Origin of the sequence: Vibrio sp. 10N.261.55.A7, from assembly GCF_002877365.1 — a bacterium.
Lineage (GTDB): Bacteria > Pseudomonadota > Gammaproteobacteria > Enterobacterales > Vibrionaceae > Vibrio.
Genome location: NZ_MCWZ01000149.1, coordinates 1 through 5337 on the forward strand (window position 1 = coordinate 1; position 5337 = coordinate 5337).

Below are 5337 nucleotides of genomic sequence, written 5' to 3' on the forward strand. Positions count from 1 at the left end.
GTAGTAAAATATGAAAAAAATAATCCCTGTTTCCCTGCTCGTTTTACTTCCAATTACCGCTACGGCGGGTGGCTATGTTGATCTTCGCACCGAACACAGAACAACGACCGATCAATACAACAGTCGTTTCATCATTGGTAATCACTTTGACAATGGCTACGGTCTAGAAACATTGACCAATGTTCGACATGCGGCCGGTGCGTACGATGAAACACGCGTCATCAATACCGAGTTCACGCACTACTACACACACGCAATTAACGACAACTTTGTTCTTAACCCAGGCTTGGTCATGAACTTTCAGGGTTCCAATACGTTCTTGATGCCTTATTTAAAACTCAACTACAACTTCGACAACGGCTTCTTTGTTCATGGGCGCTATCGTTATGATTTTTCGACAGAAGCCCTAGTGAATGACTATGGCAATGAAGAGACGGCCAAGCGCCATCGTTACGATATTTGGACGGGCTATAACACGGACAGCTATCAAATATCTTACGCCTTGACCTACTTTGACCAGATCACCCACCACACGACTGAATTGGCGACGGGTGACCTTCATGCTAGAGAGCACACGGTTAAAGCCGTGTACAAATGGAAACCCAATATTCGCCCATACGCGGAAGTTGTTGACGCCGACACCATTGCATCAGAAAACGACAAGACAGATTGGCGCTTCCGTTTGGGTGTGAATTTCTCTTTCTAATTGCACGGAATACACGTTTTTAAATTGTGATTTAACTCGATAAACAGCGCGTATTTAAATTCAATGCGCGCCAATTGAAAAGAATAGGAATAAATAAGATGAAAAAAACGATATTGTCATTATTAATTTCAAGCTCAATGGTTACTCCTATGGCACTAGCAATGGCTCCAAATACTGATTTAAACCTCATGCCTTATCCGCAAGAAGTGGAATTGAATAAAGGCCAAGTCACCGTCGATAGTCACTTTAAAGTCTTTATTAAAGGTTTTAACTCAGACCGCGTGGAATATACCGCAAAGCGATTCATTGACCGATTAGAAAGACAAACGGGCGTGCCAACCTTAAATTGGCAGGTAGACAATGAGAAAGACGCCAATCTCGTTATTGATGTTCGCCGTGCTGCCAAAACTGAGATTCAAAATTTGGAGTCTGACGAATCTTACCGCATCGAGACCAAAGGTGATCAAATAACGCTTTCATCAGAGAGCCCTTATGGTGCTATTCGTGGTATTGAAACCATTCTTCAGCTGGTTCAATCAACCTCGACGGGTTATCACATTCCTGCCGTGACGATTGTTGACGAACCGCGTTTCCAATGGCGTGGGGTCTCTTACGACACTTCTCGTCATTTCATTGAGTTTGATGTGTTGATTCGTCAGCTAGATGCCATGGCTTCCGCGAAAATGAACGTGTTCCACTGGCACTTCTGGGACGACCAAGGCATTCGTATTCAGACCGACTCATGGACACGCCTTTGGTCAGAAAGCTCTGATGGTAATTACTACACCAAAGACCAGGTTCGTTACCTTGTTGAGTACGCGAGTAACCTCGGTATTCGTGTGATCCCAGAGGTGTCGCTTCCTGGGCACTCTTCTGCAGTGGCGCATGCTTATCCGCGTTTAATGTCGGGTGGTGAAGGTCAATCGTACGAGCAAGAGCGTGAATGGGGTGTTTTTGAACCGCTTATGGATCCATTAAATCCAGAGCTGTACGAGATGCTCGGGGATGTTTTTGATGAAGTGGTGGCACTCTTCCCTGACGAGTACTTCCACATCGGTGGAGACGAGCCTAATTATTCGCAGTGGATCAACAGTGAAAAGCATCAAGCGTTTATCGCAGAGAACGACATTGATGGCGAACGCGGTCTGCAATCTTACTTGAATATCAAAGTCGAGAAGATGCTAGAAGAGCGTGGGAAGAAGATGACGGGTTGGGATGAGATCTGGCACAAAGATCTTCCTACATCGATCGTTATTCAAAGCTGGCAAGGTCACGACAGTATTGGCCGTGCAGCGAAAGAGGGTTACCAAGGCATTCTATCGACAGGTTACTACCTAGATCAGCCTCAGCCAACCAGTTATCACTACCGCAATGATCCTATTCCAAAGGGCATCACGGTAGACGATACGCTTCATGCAGGCGAAACCTTTGTTAGCTACGAATGGGAAAAACCGCGCACTAAAGGCGGTCCACGTACAGGCACGTTAACCATCATTGAAGCCAAAGACGGTACACCTCGAGCATTCGTTGACTACAACGGAAAGTCGCGTGAAGAAGTCTTTATCAAGGAGTACCAAGCGGGTGAAACGTTCGTTGCGCATTTTGATAACTTTATGTCGTACACTGAGTTTAATCTTAACCTCAATCAGAACGGCTTCGCAGCGGGAAGCTATCAGCTTATTGGTAATGTACGTTGGCCAACAACGGGTAACGTTATTGCTAGCAGCTCGATGGAAGGCAGCGTGATTCCTGAGCCTGATGGTGGGTACCCAGCAGAGCTAACAGAAAAAGAGAAAGAACTGATTCTAGGCGGTGAGATCACTATCTGGCTTGAGAACAAAGACACGCACACCGTAGAGTCGTACCTGTGGCCTCGTAGTTATGCGATTGCAGAAAGATTATGGTCAGATGCGTCGCTCACTGATGAAGAAAGCATGTATCAACGCATGAGCGCAATGGATACATGGTCAGAGGTTTCTGTGGGGCTGCGTCATCATGCTAACGCCGATATGTTGCTTAAACGCTTGGCAAAAGGGCAAGACATTCAGGCGTTGCAAGCATTGGCTCAGTATATTGAGCCAGCTCAGTACTACGCACGTAACTGGGAGAAGTGGATTTCTACCGAGAACCACGGGGATCTTTACAATCAACATGAGCGTCTAAACCGCTTTGTTGATGCGCTGGTGGTTGAAAGCTACGCGGTGCGTGATATGGAAAAATTGGTTGCCGATTATGCGGGTGGTAACCATTCAGCATTGGTGGCGCTAGAAACGCACTTCCAAAATGTGCGTGAAGCTGCCATTGCGTCACAACCTATCTTCGCAGACCATATTGCGGCAGTTGATAGCGTCATTATTGCTGAAAAAGCGGAGTTAATTGCTGAGCTTGGATTGACCTTGATCGAGAAGGCGAAGAAGGGTGACACAATTCGTGGTGCGGATGCGCAAGCGTATCTAGCGGTGATCGACGAGTCGGCGAAAATCTACGATGAAGCGATAGTTGCGATTGTTCGTCCGGCGGAAGCGTTAGTGCGCCATTTGGCTCGTGATTGAAGCCCTGTCATGAACTCAATGAAATAAGCACGATCTAAAGCGGCTCTGACAGTCAGTGTCGTTTTGATAATCAGAAACCCTTGCAGCCTGCTTTTTTTAGCAAAAGCGTGAGCAAGGGTTTTTATCTATTTGGTTAACAGGGTTTAAACCATAGTTGAGCGGGAAGCGTGCTGGCATAGAGAGAATAGCTGAGAAATAGGTAAGACAGCACCGAGTCTATTGCGGGGGAGTGACGACTGAAAACACTAAGCTGCCCTTATTTATGAATTAGAATTCGGGCTCAAAGCCTCGTCGAATGAACGCCTCTCTTGGTTTATGAACCGCAATCGCTCGTGGTGAGAGTTTTCTCGCTTCATAGTCCACACCAAAAATCTGCAATGTGATCATCCCTGTGGTGCCATTGACCATGAAGTTAATGATGTGTCCTCTACGGACTAAACCTGTGGAGGTCAGATCCATACTGTCCCAATCAATAGTTTCTCCTGTCACTCCGGTATATGGGGGTTCATAGCCGCCATCCGTTTTGTCCATTTCTCTAACATCAAGAAAGAGAGCAATTGAAATCAATAGGGTCGCTAATAGACCAATAACCATAAATATCTTAGAAAGAATTCTCATTCTTATCCCTTTTAATTGTTGGTGAGTGGGTACGGAAAAACCGTTGCCTGGGTGATTAATGGCTCCAAAACTATGACATAAACGAATTCTTAAGTTCAAGATTATTAAGGCTAAGGGGCGGACGAAAGAGCGCAAGAGAGTGCGTGAGGAGTCTTCTAACGAAACGCAGAGTTATTATCGATTTTAGCGGAAAGGCCCATGAACTTAAGCACCTTGCTTAGTCTCAATGATCCAATGTAAAAATGCCGCTCAGCACGAGGGTAAAGAGCGGCAAAATAGCGAGGGTGATTCATTTTTTACGCCACCGCAGCGGGGACGGCAGTTGGTGGCGCGTAGAACTTATTGTTTTTATTCGATTGGCGGCATCCATTGAGATGCTTAACCTGAATCTCCCCCTAGTGCTTTAATACACGAGTGCTCTAAAGTGCTTCTGGGTACGTTTTGTAACGCACACCCATCATTTGCTCCATACAGTGTACAACTTGGCAGCTGTAGCCGAACTCATTGTCATACCAGATATACACAACACAGCGATTGTCCTGCGCAATGGTCGCGACGCCATCGACGATGCCCGCGTGACGTGAGCCTACGATGTCACTGGATACAACCTCGGTTGAATCTGTGTAATCGATTTGAGCAGACAGTGGTGATGTGAGCGCCATTTCTCTGAGGTAAGTGTTGAGCTCTTCTTTGTCGGTATTGGACTCTAGATTTAGGTTCGCAATGGCCATGGAAACGTTTGGCGTTGGAACTCGAATCGCGTTACCCGTAAGCTTACCTTCAAGTTCTGGCAGCGCTTTAGAAACGGCTTTTGCTGCCCCTGTTGATGTCAAAACCATGTTCAGCGAGGCACTTCGACCACGTCTGTCACCTGAGTGGAAGTTATCAATCAGGTTTTGATCATTAGTAAAGGAGTGGACAGTTTCAATATGACCAGAGGTGATGCCATATTTGTCATTGATCGCTTTCAATGTTGGTGTGATGGCATTGGTGGTGCAGCTTGCCGCAGAAATGATGGTGTCTTCTGGTTTAATGTCGTTTTCATTGACACCAAACACAACGTTTTTGATCTCGCCTTTTCCTGGCGCCGTTAGAAGGACTTTTTCTGCGCCTTGGCATGCCACATGCTGGCTTAGGCCTTCGCTGTCACGCCAAACACCCGTGTTATCGACGACAAGTGCGTTGTCGATGCCGTATTGGTTGTAATCGATGTCTTCAGGTTTGTTGGCATAGATGATTTGGATGTAGTTACCATTCGCTATGATGGCTTTGCGCTCTTCATCGACAAGAATGCTGCCATTAAATTGGCCGTGGACAGAGTCGCGGCGAAGCAGACTTGCTCGTTTTTCTAGGTCGCCTTTTTTGCCCCCTCGAACCACAATTGCTCGCAAACGCAACGGGTAACCCGGGCCGCTTTTTTCTACGAGAAGGCGCGTTAATAGGCGACCGATACGGCCAAAA

At 46.5% G+C, this 5337-nt stretch carries 4 protein-coding genes; 2 read left to right on the top strand and 2 right to left on the bottom strand.

All coding sequences use genetic code 11. The features are described from left to right. Positions 1-10 precede the first annotated feature (10 nt). Entirely contained in the window at positions 11-706 is a 696-nt protein-coding gene (locus BCU12_RS09205) for an oligogalacturonate-specific porin KdgM family protein (RefSeq protein ID WP_102404032.1), read from the top strand. A 98-nt stretch (positions 707-804) separates the two neighbouring features. Next, complete coding sequence (locus BCU12_RS09210) at positions 805-3258, top strand: family 20 glycosylhydrolase (RefSeq protein ID WP_102404033.1); 2454 nt, start codon at positions 805-807, stop codon at positions 3256-3258. A gap of 267 nt (positions 3259-3525) precedes the next feature. On the opposite strand, the gene BCU12_RS09215 is transcribed toward BCU12_RS09210, so the two are convergent. Further along, positions 3526-3876 carry a hypothetical protein gene (locus tag BCU12_RS09215; protein ID WP_133153844.1) on the bottom strand — a complete coding sequence of 117 codons (351 nt, stop codon included), beginning with the start codon at positions 3874-3876 and terminating at the stop codon, positions 3526-3528. Between the two features lie 419 nt (positions 3877-4295). After that, on the bottom strand, positions 4296-5337 hold a 1042-nt coding region (locus tag BCU12_RS09220), incomplete at its 5' end, for a glyceraldehyde-3-phosphate dehydrogenase (RefSeq protein WP_102404035.1).